The sequence below is a fragment of the Streptomyces sp. NPDC008086 genome, assembly GCF_042957325.1.
In the GTDB taxonomy this organism is placed as follows: domain Bacteria; phylum Actinomycetota; class Actinomycetes; order Streptomycetales; family Streptomycetaceae; genus Streptomyces.
Window position 1 is genome coordinate 110460 of sequence record NZ_JBIBIA010000018.1, and the last position, 17678, is coordinate 128137.

Below are 17678 nucleotides of genomic sequence, written 5' to 3' on the forward strand. Positions count from 1 at the left end.
CGAACCGCCTGACGGTCAGGCCAGCACCGAGGCCCAGACCCTGCTCAGCGTCGCGGATCGTTGGGCGCCTTCCAGGGCGCCGAGCACCGAGGGAAGGTGGAGCGAGACCGACCGGACGCGGGTCGACGCCGTGCCGTCCCAGCGCCGTACGACGACGCTGTCGCGCGGTCGTGAGGCGCCGCCGGGGTGGAGGAGGACGCAGGTCGGGAGGCCGTTCGACGGCTGCCGGGCCAGCGCGTGGGCGTAGAGAAACGCCTGGTAGAGGTCCGCGGCGGCCGGCTTGATGTCGTCGTACAACTTGTATTTGAGGTCGACGGGGCGGCAGAGCCGTTCGCCGTCGACGCTCCCCGAGATCAGCACATCGGGGCGCACCTCACCGTAGGAGCGGTCCGTTCGCTCGTCGTGCAGCACCCCAGGGTGCCTGGACTGTTCGCGGACGGTGAGGCCGCTGCCCGCAGCGGCTTCGCGCAGCAGCCGGGTGGCGAAGGCCTCGAACAGGACGTTCATGTCGATGAGGAACGCACGTGCGGTGAGCGGTCCCGGAGCGAAGAGGTCCGCGATGCCGCCGCCGGACAGCAGCAGTGCCGCCCAGCGGTGTGCCCGCCGGTAGTGGTGGTTGTGCCGGTGATAGTCGAGGCCGCACAGCGCATCGCGCAGATCACCGAGATCCGTCGGCGCCACCTGCGCGAACCGGGTCGCGGCACGCCGGGCCCGGGCGCGCACGGCGGGGGACCGCGCTGTGCGCGCGGCGAGGTCGACCGCCGCACCGCACAGCCGGTTGTCCAGGATGTCCGTGTCGTGTTCGTCGAACCGGCAGGCCAGCCGGTCCAGTCGGCCATGATGCCGGATGAGTTGACGGTCAGGGAGAAGACGGCCGCGTACGGCCGGAAGGTCGTCCTCGAGGGTCAGGTAGTCCCGGCGTACCCCGCGGGCGAGCAGCTGTTCGCACTCCTCGGTGACCATGAGCGCCACCAAGTCCCGTAGCTGCGGCGCCCCTTCGCCCACGGTGCGGGGCACGTCGAGCGCCGGAAGGTCGCGGCCCGCCGCGAATTCCAGCATGCGCAGCACATCGAGCTCCGTACCCAGGTACTTGGGCAGGATTCGTATCTCGCAGGCGTCGAGCCGGACGACCCCCACATGGGGACCTGCGGTCAACTCCAGCCGATCGCCCGACAGTTCCCGGACGCGGACCCGCTGGGCGAGCCGCTCGCTGCCGCACAGGGCTCGGTCCAAGGGGCTCAGGCGCACCCCTTGGACCACCTTCGTCTCGTACTCCCGCAGCGTCACCATGGAATCAGTCCGCCGCCCCGCTTCTGACCTGGAGCTCGATATAGAGGGCGTTGACCAGCCCTTCGTCGCTGAGGTCACGCAGGGCGTGCGCCTCGAGATCCACTAGGGCCTCGCCGAGGAAGGCCGCGAGAAGGGAGTAGTCGTCGTAGGCGTACTCCTGGAGCAGCGGCAGGATCTCGTCGCGGACGATCGCGGCCAGGGCGCTCACCGAGTCGACCGGAGCTCCGTGCGGCAGGAAGAAGGCCTGCCCGATCTGCTTCTCGCGGTCGAGTTGTGTCCTGATGCGCTGGTTGAGCGCGTCGAGCAGATCCGCGAGGTGCAGCTGTTCCACATGGCAGCCCTGCAGCGGAGCGGAGTCGGGGAGTTGTTCCAGGAAGGCGAAGCGTCGGCGAACCGCCGCGTCGAGCGTCCGGATCGAGCGGTCGGCGGTGTTCATCGTGCCGATCAGGTACACGTTCTCCGGCACGGTGAACTGCTCCTGGCTTAGGGGCAACAGCACCTGGTGGCCCCGCTTGTCCTTCTCCAGCAGGGTGATCAGTTCGCCGAAGATCTTGGGCAGGTTGCCGCGGTTCAGCTCGTCGACGATCACCAGGTACGGATGCCCGGGGTCGGCGGCGGCCGCCTGGCACACTCGCTTGAAGACGCCGTCGATCCGGTCCAGCACGAGACCGCCGGAGCCACCGCTCACCGGACGGAAGCCCTCCACGAAGTCCTCGTACCCGTAGCTGGGATGGAAGGTGACCGTCGTCAGCCGCCCGGCCCGCGTCAACGCGTCGAGTGTCCGCCGGAAGGCCGGGGTGCCCGGATCCGCGTACGGGTCCAGGTCCGACAGCCCGCCCGACAGCTCACCGAGCCAGCGCACGGCGAAGCGCAGGGCCGTGTACGTCTTGCCCGTGCCCGGAGGTCCGTACAACACCGCCTGTCCCCGCCGGTCGAGCGCGTCGGCGAGCGGTTGCAACCCGGCGTCCAGGGGCTGGGCGGCCAGCGCGACATCGGACGGGTCGGTGACGGAATCGTCTTCCACCGGCGCCGACTTCGCCTGCCGGATCCTGCTCCACAGCTGGGCGGGAACGTCCTTGACGGTGACGGTCGCCCAGGAGCGCTCGGGCTCGTCGAGCCGTCCCCCGTTGCTCTCGTCCCAGTCCACCTCGACCGTGTGCCGATACTCGGCGCGGTCCTCCCGCCACGTGTAACCGTCCCCGGTCACCCTGCCGACGCCGAGGACCTCGCTCGTCCCGTTGTTCGCGACGACGAGGTCGCCCGGGCGCAGGCCGAGCAGTTTCCAGAGCTCGTTGGCCTTCGCGGAGACCTTGGACTGGTTCCCGTTGTACTCGTCCGTGTAGGCGGCGGCGAACGCGGCTTTGAAATCGTCCCTGTCCGCGTAGGACCGCAGATCGGACACGTCGTCCCAGCCGACCGCGATGTACCCGCCGGCGCGGCACTCGTCCCACAGCGCACCGCCGTGGCCGGGGGCGATCTTCACGATCTGCTGGGTCCGGATCGGATCGGCCCACCAGTACAGGAACAGCACCACGAGGTCGTACGGCCAGCCCGCGAACCGCTCGTCGGCGTCGATGAGTTCCTTGAGCCGCGCCTGGAGAGCGAACCGCTCCAGTTTGGGTACGGGCTCGCCCGTCAGACGCTGGACGAAATGGCGTAGCGGATCATTTCCGTAGACCGCGAGCGCGGCCTCGGGGGCGTACACCCGCAGCGTCTTGGCGACGAGGGCGGGGCCGGAACGGATGGCGTCGATGTCGTCGATGTCCGCGAGCCGACCCGCGCGGGCGGCGGTGACCGCTTCGACGATTCCGGCGCGTACCTCGGCCCAGGCTTCCTCCTCGTCGGCGTAGCGCGAGTCGTGCCACCAGGAACCGTCCTGACTGCGCTGGTAGATGAGGTGCTTGGTCGAGGAGCCGCCGGCGATGCTGCCGAGCGCCTTGCTGCCGAACTCCAGGAGGTAGCAGTAGGGCTTGGTCTGCGCGCTGTCGCCCTGGCCGAGCGCGTAGCGCTCCAGCGGCAGGGTGGGCCAGTCCGCCCAAGGGAAGTCCCGGACGATCTGCTCGGCGGTGGCCTCCATCTCGTTCAGCCTCTTGTCGAAGAGGCCGCGGTCGAACGCCCTGATCGCGTCGTCGAGCGGCCACGGCCGTAGCGCGGCGGCTTGGCGGGGCGAGATCGGGCGCAGAACGCAACTGCACGCGCTGATCAGCGGCTGGCCGGAGCCGCCGAGGAGGCCGATGTTCCGGGCGAAGGCGGTGCGCGCGGAGGTGTCATGGGAGGGCCCGGAGTCGATCAGCCGCCGCCACAGCAGCCGGTCCGGGTCGGGGAAGCGGGGGAGCCGAGGGGAGTCGGTGAGGTGCCCGCACTGCGGATCATGGTGGATCTTGCGGCCGTACTTGGGGAGGATGACCTCCCCCGGTGACGGAGTGAGCGCGAAGTCGTGGCTCTCGAAGGTGACCGCCACCTGCTCCTGCTCGTCGGTCATGACCCCTCCCCGTGGCCCGGCGCCACCTGACGACCGGTTGTTCCTGCATCGGCCTCCGACCGTATCGTGTGACGACCGCCGCCCATGACCGGAGCGGGGTCAGGAGACAGGCGCCAACCGGCAAGGGAATCAGCTGTGTCGGCTACTCCGGAGACGTCGCCTTCAACGCCAGCCACAGCTCCATCCGTACGTCCGCGTCGTCCAGGGACCGGCCCAGGATCTCCTCGACCCGGCGCATCCGGTACCGCAGCGTGTGCCGGTGCACGCCCAGGTCCGCGGCCGCCGCATCCCACTGCCCGTGCCGTGACAGCCACGCCCGAAGGGAGGCGACCAGGTCCCCGCGCCCCGTCGCGTCATGCTCGTGCAGCGCCCGCAGCAGCCCGTCCGCGAACGCCTTCACCGCGTCGTCCGCGAGCAACGGCAGCACGGACCCGGCCGCGAGCTGCTCGTGCTCCACGCACACCCGCCCGCGCCGCCGCGCCACCGACAGCGCCTGCTCGGCCTGCTTGTAGGCCGCCGCGGCGGCGATGGGCCCGGCCGGTGCCGACAGCCCGATGACCAGCTCCTCGTCGTCGGCGCCCGGCTGCTCGGACACGGCGCCCGTCCGCGCCGCCTCCAACGCCGCCGCGTACTCCACGCACGCCGTCACCGCCGCGCCCCCGTCCGCCGCGAGCACCACCAGCCGCGCCGTCCCGCCCTCGCCCTCCGGTACGACCAGCACCGCCTCCCCGGCCCGGGCCGCGGCGGACTCCACGAGCTCGGTGAGCGCGCCCAGCGGATCGCCGTTCGTGCCGGTGGCGGCGACCAGCGCGGCGGCCGAGGCCATGGAGGCCTTGGTGGGCGCCTCGCGCGCCCCGGTGTCGACGACCCGCGCCGCCGACACGGACGCCGCCTCGGTGACGATGACGCGGAAGGGGGCGTCCAGGAGCCCGCCGTAGAGGTCTCCGGCCACGGCACGCGCGTGATCCGGCTCCCCGGCGAGCAGCATGCGCAGCACCGCCGCGCCCACCCGCTGCTCGGCCGCCTGCAGGGACCGGGACCGTTCGGTGGTCAGGGTCAGCAGTGCGATGGCCGAGTGGACGGCGTACCGCTCCGCCGTGCCGAGGGCCGCCGCCGTGCCCACCGCCAGTGCGGCGCGGGCCCGCCGGCCGGTGCCCAGGGTGTGCAGTTCGACCCGGTCCTCGTTCTCCGGCCCGCCGACGACGGACGACGCCGGCGCGGGCCGCTCCCGCAGCCGCTCCACGTCCGCCGTGAGCCGGGCCGCCCGCCGCCCCGCCCACTCCGGCGCGGTCGCGACCACCGCGCCGGAGGCGTCGTACAGCGCCGCCCAGCCGTCCACCTGCGAGGCCAGCGCGGCCAGCAGACCCTCGGGACCGTCGGTCAGGGCCTGCTTGGTCAGCTCCCGTTGCGCCGCGAACCCGGCCGTCACCGCCCGGTACTGGTCCGCCGCGATGGCCGCCGACACGGCCTTGCTGATCGCGAGGAACGGCGTACGGCGCGGCACCTCCAGCAGTGGCAGGTCCTCCGCGTCCGCCGCCTCGACCAGCGCCTTCGGGATCTCCTCGTAGTTGACGCCGACCGCGAAGCCGAGCCCGACCACGCCCGCCCCGGCCAGCCGCCGCACATAGCGCCGCATCGCCTCCGGGTCCTCCGCGTCCAGCTTGAGCGCGGTGATCAGCAGCAGCTCCCCGCCCTCCATGTAGGGGACCGGGTCGGCGAGCTCGCTGACATGCGCCCAGCGCACGGGCACGTCCAGGCGGTCCGCGCCCGCCCGCACGGTCAGCTTCAGCGCGGAGTGATGGACGAGCGAGGCGAGCGTGGGTGGCATGAGACCTTCAGGTCGGTGTGATCGTTGTGATCTTTTGGCCGTCATGTATGAACAGCCTGTGACGATTCTGCCTCACCGTACGGTCATGGGGTGACCTGAAGTCCGGACCGAGGGGTCCGCTAGCCCCGCAGATCCACCAGCAACGGCGGCGCGTGCTCACCGTCGACGCTGGTCAGCGACAGCACCGCGTGCCCGGGCGGCACCGAGTGCGCCAGCTCGGACGCCGACCAGCGCTCACGCTCGACCTGCCGCACGGTCACCGCGTCCGTCGTCACCGCCTTGCCGGTGACGAGCTTGCGCAGGGCGTGGATCAGCCGGGTCATCGGCTGGTCGGCGAAGACCGTGTGCTTGGCCACCTCCCGCGTCTCCACCCACTCCGTGCCCCACGTCTGCGCGAACCGGCTGCCGTCCCAGGTCGTCACACCGGAGAACGCCATCCGGCAGCCGATCGCCCCGTACAGCGGGCCGTGCAGGGACTCCGGGACGTCGCCGATGGTGCGCAGGGCGAGGACGACGCCCGCGTTCTGGGAGCGCAGCCGCTGGATCCGGCGCACCGACTCGGCGGTGACCGCGCCGGTGGCGTCGTCGAGGACCAGACAGGCGAAGTGACGGCGTTTCCCGCCCCGTACGACCGCGCCGAACTGGGCGAGGACGAGCCTCGTCAGCAGCCGGGCGGCCTCCTCGTGGCCCTGCTCGGGCAGGTCGATGCGGACCCGCAGCGGATGATGGGCCACGGCACGCAGGGAGAACGGCCGGGTGGCGCCGCCCCCGCCGAAGAACTCGGTGAAGGCCGGCCGGTTGAGGAGCGCGAGCCGGTCGGCGAGGGCACGGCCCACATCGGCCGGGCTGCCCATCTGCCGGATGCGCGCCTCGAGTTCACGGTGCATCACGGTGTGACCACCGGACGCCAGCGCGTCCTTCAGGGCGGACAGCGCCGACGGCTCGCCCTCCAGGAGCTCACGCAGCACCGGCAGGGTCGGGAACCGGCCGTGCACCGCCCGGTAGGGGCCGAGCAGCTGGGCGAGCGCGGTGGCGGCGCTCTGGCTGCCCACGGTGTCGAGGTCGCCCACCAGGCCCTCGGCGAGGACGGCGGCCGCCTCGTCCGGGTCCTCCGACTCCGCGTACGGATCCAGGTCGTGGACGGAGGTGGGGTCCCCGATCCGGACGATCACATCGAACGCCGAGTCCGCGGCGAGCCGGGTGCCCGCGGCCGACACGGCGACGACGGCGCACCGTCCGGTGAGCGCCTGGAGCGCCAGCGACTCCGTCACGGGCTCGATCAGATGCCGCGTCTTGCCCGCCCCGGAGGGCCCGATCGCGAGGAGCGACGTACCCAGCACGTCGGGGCCGACCGCGGCGCCGGCGTCGTGGTAGGCGCGCGGAGCCCGTTCCGCCGCCACCCACCGCCCGAGGCGCACCTGCCCGGCGAGCAGGTCGTGGTCGGCCGCACGGCGCGGCAGGTCCCGGGCCCCGGAGGGGTGCGTCCAGGACGCGCCGCCCTGACGCAGCACGGTGTCGCGGAAGGTCTGGAGGGAACCCTCCTGCCTGGCCACCGTCCAGGCGTGCTCCAGCCGGGCGCAGTCCACGTCGTTCATACGGTGCCCGGCCACCTCGGCGGTCAGCAGATCGGCCGCCTCGTGCTGTCCCGCCCGCCGGAGCTCGGGCCACTCGGCGCGCGGCCGGTCCGGGGCCGCCGTCGGGTCCTGCCGCGCCGCGGCGCCACGGACGGCGAGCCGCTCCCGCACATACCCCCACCAGTCGCCGACCCGGGCGAAGGGCCACAGGACCGCAAGGGTGACGACCGTGTACACGCCGTCGGTGAACAGCACCGAGGTGAACAGGTCGAAGCCGCCCGAGATCAGGGCGACGAGCGAGAACAGGGGCGCGACCACGGGAAGCGCGTCCCAGGAGACGCCGGGAAAGGCGCTCGGGAAGACGAAGCTCAGCGTGACCAGGGCGCCCAGTGCGGCGAGCAGCGCCCGCGCCGGCTGGGGCCGCCCGCCCACGAAGTGCCGGACCACGTCGGGCCAGCTGCCCAGCCGGCCCATCGCGTAGACGAGCACGGCGAAGAAGAGGCCGTTGTAGACGACCAGGGCCTCCTGCCCGTGCCAGTCCTTGGCGGACGCGAGGGTGCCGCCCCACCACCAGTCGTCCGGGGTGAACAGCCGCAGCACGGAGAACTGGTACGGGATGCTGCCGCGCCGCCACAGCGACCACACGAGCAGGGCCAGGACCAGCGGGACGAGCAGCCCGACGACCGTGACCGGCGCCAGCCGCTCCGCGCCCGACTGCGCGGCCTTCGGCAGGCGGTATCCGAACCGCCAGATCCCGGGCCGGGCGGCCGACCGGGGCTCGTTGAGCCACTCGGCCACGGACCCGGCCCCCGGCCGGGAGGGCAGTTCCCGCCCGCCCCGGGCGTCGGGTGCCCGCGTGGGTCGCGGCGGTACCGGGGGGGCCTCCGGCGGCATCGCCGGACGCGGCACAGGCGTCGAGTGCGTACCCCGAGCGTCCTGCGTCCCGTCGCTGTCCATCGCCCTTTCCCCCTGACCAGCCGTTCCGTCCCTGCCATCCACCATCAGCGAGTCAATCTAACGCCCTCTCCTGGGGAGTTCACCGCTTACACGGCCGACGGAACCCACCGAGATGCTCCGACCGGCACGGCCGCCGCCCGGTGCCGCTATGTCCACCACGGACAACCGGCACTTCTGACAACGCCCACATGGAGCATGCCGACGCCTCGCTCCCCGACCTAGCCTGCGAGAAAAGAGAAGACAAGCGTCCGCAACACCCCCAGGAGCCCCTCATGAGCGCACTTCCGCAGGAGCGCCGCGTCGTCACCGCCATCCCCGGCCCGAAGTCGCAGGAGCTGCAGGCCCGCCGCACCGCCGCGGTCGCGCAGGGCGTGGGCTCCGTGCTGCCCGTGTTCACCGCGCGCGCGGGCGGCGGGATCATCGAGGACGTCGACGGCAACCGGCTCATCGACTTCGGTTCCGGTATCGCCGTGACCAGCGTGGGCGCCTCCGCCGAGGCCGTCGTACGCCGGGCCTCCGCCCAGCTCGCCGACTTCACCCACACCTGTTTCATGGTCACCCCGTACGAGGGCTACGTGGAGGTCGCCGAGGCCCTCGCCGAACTCACCCCCGGTGACCACGCCAAGAAGTCGGCGCTGTTCAACTCCGGTGCCGAGGCCGTCGAGAACGCCGTCAAGATCGCCCGCGCGTACACCAAGCGCCAGGCCGTCGTCGTCTTCGACCACGGCTACCACGGCCGGACCAACCTCACGATGGCGCTGACGGCGAAGAACATGCCGTACAAGCACGGCTTCGGCCCGTTCGCGCCCGAGGTCTACCGGGTCCCGGTCGCCTACGGCTACCGCTGGCCGACCGGCGCCGAGAACGCGGGGCCGGAGGCCGCCGCGCAGGCCATCGACCAGATCAGCAAGCAGGTCGGCGCGGAGAACGTCGCCGCGATCATCATCGAGCCGGTGCTCGGCGAGGGCGGCTTCATCGAGCCCGCCAAGGGCTTCCTGCCGGCCGTCCGGAAGTTCGCCGCCGACAACGGCATCGTCTTCGTCGCCGACGAGATCCAGTCCGGCTTCTGCCGTACCGGTCAGTGGTTCGCGTGCGAGGACGAGGGCATCGTGCCCGACCTGATCACCACCGCGAAGGGCATCGCGGGCGGTCTGCCGCTCGCCGCCGTGACCGGCCGCGCCGAGATCATGGACGCCGCGCACGCCGGCGGGCTCGGTGGCACCTACGGCGGCAACCCGGTGGCCTGCGCCGGTGCGCTCGGCTCCATCGAGACGATGAAGGAGCTCGACCTCAACGCCAAGGCGAAGGCGATCGAGGCCACGATGAAGGCCCGCCTCACCGCGATGGCCGAGAAGTTCGACATCATCGGCGACGTCCGCGGCCGCGGCGCCATGATCGCCATCGAGCTGGTCAAGGACCGCGCCACCAAGGAGCCCAACCCGGAGGCGACCGCCGCGCTCGCCAAGGCCTGCCACGCCGAGGGCCTGCTGGTCCTGACCTGTGGCACCTACGGCAACGTGCTGCGCTTCCTGCCGCCGCTGGTCATCGGCGACGACCTGCTGAACGAGGGCCTCGACATCATCGAGCAGGCCTTCACCCGCATCTGAGGTCACAGCGAAACCACTGGTGAACGCCGGGTTCCCGGTCCCGGGAGCCTCATCCGCCCCAGCCCTGCCACCGCTCGCGGTTCCGGGGCTGGGGCGGCTACCGTCAGAGCGTGTGAAGAAGGTGTGCGAGGTGGATGTCAGGACGCGATTCCGTCTGGCTGACGCCATCGCCCTGTCGTAGGTTCTAACCAGATGAGAGATACACCCCGCCCAGAGGGGACTCTGGGCGACTTCGGGCCGAGGCCTCCCCAGCTTCGACCTGGTCGTGCCCTCGCGCACACACCCGGAGCTTCCGGCTCCGGATCTCCTCACCGATCGGACAGTCGCCCGCCCCAAACCCCCCGGGGCGTGCGACGATCCGATCCGGACGGCCGCCCCGGAACCACCCCCCCTGTTCCGGGGCGGCCGACCTCCCTCTTCCTCCTTCTCGGGCTGCCCGCCCTGCTCTTCGCGCTCATCACCTGGCAGGTGGTGAGCGCCGGCGCGTTGCTGGACGCCGACGCCGCGGTCAGCCGGGCCCTGGTCCACCCCGACCGCCTCTCCGAACTCCTCGCCGACCTGGGCAACGTGCCGGTCGCGGTGCCGGTCCTGGCCCTCGCGCTCGGATACGCCACCTGGCGACATCGCCGTACTGGTACACACCACTGGTGGTTGCCGGCCGCCGCCGCGGCCCTGCTCATGGCCCTGGTCCCGGCGCTCGTGGTCCCCCTCAAGCTGCTGACCGACCGGCCCGGCACCCCCGTCGTCCCGCCCGCCACCGGCTACTACCCCTCCGGCCACACGGCCACGGCCGCCATCGCCTACGGCGCCGCCACCCTGCTGCTCCTCCCCTGGCTGACCTCGGTCTTCGCCCGCCGCGCGCTCCTCGTCACCTGCGCCGTCCTCAACCTCGGCGTCGGCTTCGGGCTGGTCCGCCGCGGCTACCACTGGCCGCTGGACGTGGTGGCCAGCTGGTGCCTCGGCACGGTGCTGCTGGTCTCGCTCTGGCTGTTCCTGAGCCGGAACACCGCCGCCCGGACCCGGTAGCCGCACGGCCCCTCCCGCTCTCCGCCAATCCGGCGCACCCGCCACCGGCACCACTACACCGCGGACAAACACCCTTCAGTCCCCGCGCCCCTACCGTGGACGACGACACACCAGGACACCCCGAACGCGGAAGGGCCGGGAAACGACATGACTTCCAGCCACGCCTTCTGGCTCGCCGGCCGCCAGGTCAGCGGCGAGGACAGCTTTGATGTGACCTCCCCGTGGGACGGGCGGGTCGTCGGCAAGGTGAGCGTGCCGACGGACGCGCAGATCGAGGAGGCCGTGGCCGCCGCGTACGCCGTCCGCGACGACTTCGCCGCGACCCCGGCCCATACCCGTGCCGCGGCCCTCGATCACGTCAGCCGGCGGCTCGCCGAGCGGACCGAGGAGATCGCCCGGCTGATCTCCGCAGAGAACGGCAAGCCCATGAAGTGGGCCCGGGGCGAGGTCGGCCGTGCCGTGTCCGTCTTCCGGTTCGCGGCCGAGGAGGCCCGGCGGTTCAACGGCGGCGAGGCCCAGCGGCTCGACACCGACCTCGGCGGCCAGGGACGGCTCGCCCTCACCCGGCGCTTCCCCAAGGGCGTCGTCCTCGGCATCGCGCCGTTCAACTTCCCGCTCAACCTGTGCGCCCACAAGATCGCCCCGGCCATCGCCGCCGGTGTGCCGATCATCCTGAAGCCCGCCCCCGCGACCCCGCTCTCCGGGCTCGTCATCGGTGAGCTCCTCGCCGAGACCGACCTCCTGTCCGGCTCCTGGAGCATCCTGCCGGTGCCGAACGACAAGATGCCCGCCCTGGTCCAGGACGAGCGCCTGCCGGTCATCTCCTTCACCGGCTCCGAGAAGGTCGGCTACGCGATCATGGACTCGGTGCCGCGCAAGCACTGCACCCTGGAGCTGGGCGGCAACGGCGCGGCGGTCGTGCTCGGCGACTACGCCTCCGACGCGGACCTCGACTGGGCCGCGACCCGGATCGCGACCTTCTCCAACTACCAGGGCGGCCAGTCCTGCATCTCCGTGCAGCGGGTGATCGCGGACGCCTCCGTGTACGACCGGCTGCTGCCGCGTATCGTCGCCGCCGTCGAGGCCCAGGTCACCGGTGACCCGAGCGACGACGCGACCGAGGTCGGGCCGCTGGTCAGCGAGGACGCCGCCCGCCGCGTCGAGGCCTGGGTCGACGAGGCCGTCGCGGCCGGGGCCGTGCTGCTCGCCGGTGGCAAGCGGGACGGCGCCTCGTACGCGCCGACCGTCCTCACCGACGTACCCGCCGACGTCACCCTCGCCTGCGAGGAGGTCTTCGGACCCGTCCTCACCGTGCAGAAGGTCGACGGGGAGGCCGCCGCCTTCGCCGCCGTCAACGACTCCAAATACGGCCTGCAGGCAGGGGTCTTCACCCACGACCTGCAGACCGCCTTCCGGGCGCACCGCGCGCTCGAGGTCGGCGGCGTCGTCATCGGCGACGTCCCCTCCTACCGCGCCGACCAGATGCCGTACGGCGGTGCCAAGCAGTCCGGTGTGGGCCGCGAGGGCGTGAAGTTCGCGATGGACGACTACACCTACGAGCGTGTGCTGGTGCTCACCGGTCTCGCCCTCTAGTAAATGGGATCCATTTTCAGTTAGGCTCTGTGAAGGGGCCCGGCACCGATGCCTTCCGGTGCCGGACCCCTTCTTCTACGTCAGCTCCTTCCGGACCCTCAACCGGAGAAGCCGACGTGCGCGAGCCGCACCGGGCCGCGCAGCCTGAGGTGGACGTCCCGGACGCCCTCGGCGATGATCCCGGCGCGCTTCGTCACGTAGTCGTAGGGGCTCGCGCCGTCCCCCGCCTGAGACGTCAGCACGGCGAGCACCGCGCCCCCGTCCAGCGACACCTCGACCGCGCCGTCCCCGGAGAGCGTCGCCGTCACCGCCGTGACCCCGCCCTCGAAGTCGCAGTCCCGGTAGACCAGTTCACCCGACCTGCCCTGCGCCGGGGTCACCGCGTCGCCCGCCGTGCGCGTACGGTCGACGATCGCGACGCCGCTCTGCTCGTCGAAGTCGGCCGCGTCCAGCCCGCGGCGCAGCACCGGACGCGGGGCGGACGCCTCGCCGTCCAGGATCACCGTCGTCCGCAGCCGGACGTCCTCGCTGGACGCGCCGGCCAGCACCTCGTACGGGACGGGTTCACGGCGCCAGGTGCCCCGGGCCACGTCCCAGAAGTCGAAGGACGACAGCGGGACCTCGAAGCTCAGCTCCGTCCGTTCGCCGGGTGCCAGCCGCACCCGGCTGTGCGCCACCAGTTCGCGGCGCGGGCGCGGCACCGCCGGGTCCACGGCGCGGGTGTAGAGCTGGGCCACCTCGTCGGCCGGCACGTCGCCCGTGTTGGTGACCGTGAAGGAGACGTGCAGCGCGTCGTCCGTGGCGCGGGTCGCGAGGTCGGAGTAGGAGAAGGCCGCGTACGACAGGCCGTGGCCGAACGGGAACAGCGGGGTCCCCTCGAAGTACAGGTACGTCTGGCGGCTGCCGATCACGTCGTAGTCCAGCAGGTCGGGCAGGTCGCTGTCGGCGGCGTACCAGGTCTGCGGGAGCCGGCCCGCGGGGGAGACGTCGCCGGCCAGGACACGGGCGAGAGCGGTGCCGGTCGCCTGGCCGCCGTGGGACATCCACAGCAGGGCCGGAAGGTCCGCGTGATCGACGGCGTACGGATACGCCGAGACCAGCGCCAGCACCGTGTTCGGGTTGGCGGCGCGGGCGGCGCGCAGCAGACGCTCCTGGTGCCCGGGCAGGCGCAGCGTCGGGCGGTCCTCGGTCTCACGGCCGTGGATGTGCGGGTCGTTGCCCGCGACGACCACGACCACGTCCGCCTGCGCAGTGACCCGGGTTACAGCGTCCTCGCCGCTTTCGACGACTATGAGCTGGAACGTTTCCGGATTCGCTTCGGCAACCCGCGCGCCGTCGGCGGCGACTGAGACGTGGCGACCCGTACCGATATGCCTCAGGAGGTGCCCGTTCTCGTGCGGTTCCAGGCGGAACGTCTCCTGGACGACCCAGCCGCCGGGCTGGTCGGCGGAGGCGCGGACACGGCCGTCGTCGGCGACCGACAGATAGCGGCCGTCGGGGGCGCGCAGGGTCAGCACGCCCTCGCCCCAGTCGACGAGCGCGAACTCGGTGCCGACCGGGTCGGTGGTCAGCGGCGGCAGATCGGTGCGGCCGGCCAGCAGGGCCGGGTCGAGGGCGCCCTCGGCGCCGCGCACCTCGACGTCGGCGTCCGCCTCGGGGACGTGCAGGAAGGTTCCGGCCGAGGTCTTCAGCCGGACCCGGTCAACGCCCTCCGCGAACTCCACGCGCTCCGCGCCGAACCGCTCGTACAGTCCCTCCAGCGGGGTGGAGCGGTGGATGAGCGTGCCGCTGTACCAGTCGAGCTTGCACTCGTCGGCGAGCAGACCGACCACGGCGATCCGGGTGTCCGGGGCGAGCGGCAGCAGTCCCGCGCTGTTCTTCAGCAGCACGACCGACTGCTCGGCGGCCTCCTGGGCGAGCGCGCGGTGGGCCGGGGTGTCGAAGTCCTTGGTCAGCGCGTGCGGGTCGTACTCGGGGTCGAACTCGCCGAGCCGGAAGCGCACCGAGAGCTGACGGCGCACCGCGGTGTCGATGTCCGACTCCGTCAGCAGCCCCTTGTCGAAGGCGCCCCGCACCCGTGCGGTGATCTTCGAGCTGTCGGTGCCGTGGTCGGTGAAGCTGTCGACGCCGGCCAGCAGCGCGGCGGCCGTGGCCTCCTCGTGGGTGTCGAAGTAGTGCTCGGAGTCGACCAGGTTGGAGGGCGCGCCCGCGTCCGAGCAGACCAGCAGCTCCTCGTCGGTCCAGGTGCGCAGGTGCTCGCGCAGATACGGCGAGACATGGTTGGGGCGGCCGTTGACCAGGTTGTACGCCGGCATCACCCCGGCCGTCGCGCCCGCCTCGACGGTCTCGCGGAAGGCGCGCAGGTCGTACTCGTGCAGGACACGCGGGCGGACCGAGGACGAGGTGACGTCGCGACCCGTCTCGTTGTTGTGGGCCAGCCAGTGCTTGAGGACGGGCGCGGTGCGCCAGTACGTCGGGTGGTCGCCGCGCAGGCCGCGGGTGTACGCGGTGGCGATGGCCGAGGTGAGCTTCGGGTCCTCCGAGTAGCCCTCCTCGTTGCGGCCCCACAGGGGGTGGCGCAGCAGGTTCACGGTGGGGGACCAGACGTTCAGTCCCACGCGGTCGTCGCGGGCGCGCATCGCGCGGGTCTCCTTGGAGACGGCCTCGCCGACCCGGCGCACCAGCTCGGTGTTCCAGGTGGCGCCCAGCCCGATCGCCTGCGGGAACACGGTCGCCGGACCCATCCAGGCCACGCCGTGCAGGGCCTCCTGGCCGGTGCGGAACGCGTCGATGCCGAGCCGCTCGACGGCGGGCGCGAACTGGTGCAGGAAAGCGATCTTCTCGTCGAGCGTGAGCCGCGACAGAAGGTCGTCGATGCGCTTCGCGAACGGCAGTCGCCGATCACGGAACGGCGGCGTAGGCGGCGTTTGTGCGGTCACGTGGCGTTCCCCTTGCAATGGAGCGGCGAGGCTCTTTCGAAGCGCTTCGATGCTGATTCGATCCAGGGTCAAGTGTCAAGACACCTCGGCGCAACAACTCCGACTCCTGACCTTTATTTCAAGCGCCGTAAGACGGCGGTCGGATCCTCCACACCTCGGAGGAATCTTGGAATCGACCCTTGTGCGCCCCTATGCCTTCACTTAACCTCGCAGCAACATCGAAGCGCTTCGACTACTTCGACTACGAGGCTCGCCCGCTGCACGGACGCCCCTCCGCCGTGGTCGCAGGATCGCTTCAGCTCAGCCAGTTCCACTTAAGACACCGCAGCCGACGGCCCTCCGCCGGGTGTCCAGGTGCGCCATGAAGGGTTGACGCAATGACGCCGAACGCCGACTCCGCCCCCTCCGGACCCAGCCGGAGAAGCTTCCTCGCCTCCACGGCGGTCGCCACCGCAGCGGTGGCCGGTGGGATGCCACTGCTCGCCGCCTGTGGCGGTTCGGAAACTGGCTCGCGCGAAGGGGCCACGTCCGGCAAGGCCGCGGACAAGCTGCTCCCGACGTACGTCGCCAGCGCGGTCGCCCAGCCGGACCTGCCCTCGAAGAACGGTTCGGCGGCCGGCTACACCGGCAAGGTCGACCTCGCGGCCCTGAAGACCTCGGTCCCCGAGAAGCTCGGCACCGGCGCCCCCATCAAGATCATGTCCCCGTTCTGGGGCTCCCCGCCGAAGCCCGGCAACCCCTACTACACGGCGCTCGACGCCGCGGCGGGCACCAAGATCACCTGGCAGAACCAGGACGGCAACACCTACGGCGAGAAGCTCGGCGCCGTCCTCGCCTCCAGCTCCATACCCGACATGGTGGTCGTGCCCAGCTGGGAACTGGTCGGCAAGATCTCCAACGCGGTCACCGCGAAGTTCATGGACCTCGGCCCCTACCTGGCGGGCGACAAGGTCAAGAAGTACCCGAACCTGGCGGCCATCCCCTCCGACGCCTGGCGCATGAGCATCTTCGGCGGCGCCCTGCGCGGTATCCCGATGCCGGCCGCCATCGCGAACTGGATCGCACCCCTGTACCGCAAGGACGTCTTCGACAAGGAGGGCTACTCGGTCCCCAAGTCGCCCGAGGAGTTCCTCAGCTGGGCCAAGGAGGCCACCAGCTCCAAGGCCAAGGTGTGGGCCTGCGGTGACATGAACTGGACCGCGTGGAACATCTTCGGCGTCCGCGGCTCCGGGACCAACGGCTGGGACATCGGGGACGACGGCAAGCTGAAGTACCGCATCGAGCAGCCCGAGTACCTCGAAGCACTGGAGTGGACGCGCAAGCTGTTCGACGCGGGTGTGGTCCATCCCGACGACAAGGCGCGCACGGGCGACCAGGGCCAGCGGTTCACCGCCGGGCAGACCCTGGTCTGGAACACCAACATCGCCGACTGGTACGGGAAGGTCTCCGAACAGGCCCAGTCCAACCCGGATCTCCGGATCGAGGCCATGGACATCTTCGGCGCCGACGGCGGCAACCCGACGCTGTGGGCCTCTCAGCCCGCCACCATCTGGTCGCTGATCCGCAAGGGCGCCTCGAAGGCGACGGTCGAGAACGCGCTGGCCGCCGCCGACTTCGCGGCCGCTCCCTACGGAACCAAGGAGCGGATGCTCGTCGACTACGGCGTCGAGGGCACCCACTACACCGTCAAGGACGGCGTCCCGGTCAAGAACGACCTCGGCAACTCCCAGGTGCTCAACGCCTGGGTGATGCTGGCCGCACCGGCCGCCTACTTCGCCCACCCCGACTTCCCCGACGTCGCCCGCAAGCAGGTCGAGTGGCAGCAGCGGATGGGCGCCTTCATGAAGAAGACGTCCACGTTCGGCATGAACATCGTCGAGCCGACCCGCTACGCCAACCTCTCCAGCCAGTTCGAGCAGCTGGAGATCGACTTCGTACGCGGCAACCGGAAGCTGTCCGATGTCCAGGCGGCCATCTCCACCTGGAAGTCCTCCGGCGGCGACAAGCTGCGTGACTGGTACAAGGAGCTCATCGACAAGAACGGCAGCGGCAACTGATGTCTCTCACGGCCGGGAGCAGGCCCGACGGGACTCGTCCCCCCGCGGCCGTCGAGGAACCGGCGGCCGCGGTCGCCGCAGCGTCTCCCAAGGTCTCGGTGCCGAGCAAGGCGGGCAAGGCCGGCAAGGTTCCGTTCCGGGTCCGGCTGCGGCGCGACCGCGCGCTGATCCTCATGACGCTGCCTGTCATCGTCCTGCTCGTGATCTTCAACTACGTCCCGCTGCTGGGTAATGTCGTCGCCTTCCAGGACTACGACCCGTACGTCTCCAGCAACGGCGTCACGGCGATCTTCCACAGCCCGTGGGTCGGCGTGGAGCAGTTCTC

At 71.4% G+C, this 17678-nt stretch carries 9 protein-coding genes and 1 pseudogene; 5 read left to right on the forward strand and 5 right to left on the reverse strand.

What is annotated here, in order from left to right:
• Positions 1-15: 15 nt before the first annotated feature.
• From ACFZBP_RS40530 to ACFZBP_RS40545, 4 genes are all read right to left on the reverse strand, one after another.
• Positions 16-1290: an McrC family protein gene (locus tag ACFZBP_RS40530; RefSeq protein ID WP_391420925.1), complete on the reverse strand. Its 1275-nt coding sequence runs from the start codon at positions 1288-1290 to the stop codon at positions 16-18.
• Positions 1291-1294: 4 nt separating this feature from the next.
• The gene (locus tag ACFZBP_RS40535; RefSeq protein WP_391420926.1) at positions 1295-3772 is read right to left on the reverse strand and encodes an AAA family ATPase; all 2478 of its coding nucleotides are present in this window, start codon (positions 3770-3772) and stop codon (positions 1295-1297) included.
• A 142-nt stretch (positions 3773-3914) separates the two neighbouring features.
• Positions 3915-5600, reverse strand: coding sequence for a PucR family transcriptional regulator ligand-binding domain-containing protein (locus ACFZBP_RS40540; RefSeq protein ID WP_391420927.1), 1686 nt, complete (start codon positions 5598-5600; stop codon positions 3915-3917).
• Positions 5601-5719: 119 nt separating this feature from the next.
• On the reverse strand, positions 5720-8131 hold the full coding sequence (locus ACFZBP_RS40545; RefSeq protein ID WP_391420928.1) for an ATP/GTP-binding protein: 2412 nt from the start codon (positions 8129-8131) through the stop codon (positions 5720-5722).
• A 272-nt stretch (positions 8132-8403) separates the two neighbouring features.
• Here ACFZBP_RS40545 and gabT point away from each other — a divergent pair, with 272 nt between their 5' ends.
• The 3 genes from gabT to ACFZBP_RS40560 all read left to right on the forward strand — a co-directional run bounded on the left by gabT (position 8404) and on the right by ACFZBP_RS40560 (position 12357).
• Positions 8404-9738, forward strand: coding sequence for a 4-aminobutyrate--2-oxoglutarate transaminase (gene gabT, locus ACFZBP_RS40550; RefSeq protein ID WP_383453963.1), 1335 nt, complete (start codon positions 8404-8406; stop codon positions 9736-9738).
• Between the two features lie 222 nt (positions 9739-9960).
• Entirely contained in the window at positions 9961-10764 is an 804-nt protein-coding gene (locus tag ACFZBP_RS40555) for a phosphatase PAP2 family protein (RefSeq protein ID WP_391420935.1), read from the forward strand.
• Between the two features lie 147 nt (positions 10765-10911).
• Complete coding sequence (locus ACFZBP_RS40560; RefSeq protein WP_391420929.1) at positions 10912-12357, forward strand: aldehyde dehydrogenase family protein; 1446 nt, start codon at positions 10912-10914, stop codon at positions 12355-12357.
• A 98-nt stretch (positions 12358-12455) separates the two neighbouring features.
• On the opposite strand, the gene ACFZBP_RS40565 is transcribed toward ACFZBP_RS40560, so the two are convergent.
• A complete protein-coding gene (locus tag ACFZBP_RS40565; RefSeq protein ID WP_391420930.1) occupies positions 12456-15296 on the reverse strand; it encodes a glycoside hydrolase family 3 C-terminal domain-containing protein in 2841 nt (946 codons plus the stop codon).
• Positions 15297-15673: 377 nt separating this feature from the next.
• On the opposite strand from ACFZBP_RS40565, the gene ACFZBP_RS40570 reads away from it, so the two are divergent.
• A complete protein-coding gene (locus ACFZBP_RS40570; protein ID WP_391420931.1) occupies positions 15674-17353 on the forward strand; it encodes an extracellular solute-binding protein in 1680 nt (559 codons plus the stop codon).
• A pseudogene (locus ACFZBP_RS40575) lies at positions 17353-17678 on the forward strand (sugar ABC transporter permease); the annotation flags it as partial. The gene ACFZBP_RS40570 and the pseudogene ACFZBP_RS40575, both read left to right, overlap by 1 nt.